The 386-nt window shown below is 70.2% G+C and carries 1 protein-coding gene; it reads left to right on the forward strand.

Annotated features, from left to right (window positions below):
- Positions 1-143: 143 nt before the first annotated feature.
- The coding region (locus AC5RVV_RS18240; protein WP_494002744.1) for a UPF0758 domain-containing protein at positions 144-386 on the forward strand (243 nt) is incomplete at its 3' end.

Raw genomic sequence — 386 nt, forward strand, 5'->3', positions numbered from 1 at the left:
CGATGTTCTGCAGTTGAACTTCAGGCGAATCTTGGCCGACCGCCTCCCGGCACTGCTCCTCCACCGCCGGGACACCCGGAACAGTTGCCCACAGCGAAGCCGGCCGGCCTCGGGAACGCCTGCGTCGGGTGTGACTGTCCCGGCTGCGGGACGCGGAGGTCCTGGCTCTGGTGATTGGGTCCGGCACCCGCGGGCTGAGCAGCCTGGAACTGGCCGGCCTGGTGTTGACGGAGTTCGGCGGGCCGGCCGGGCTCCAGTCTGTTTCCGTTGAGCGGCTCCAGGACATCGGCGGGGTGGGGCCGGCACTGGCCATACGGCTCGCCGGAGCGATGGAACTGGCCCGGCGCTCGGCTAATGACCCTGCGGCCGCCAAACCACCAGGGCCT

Source organism: Arthrobacter sp. MDT2-34-1, from assembly GCF_059091365.1.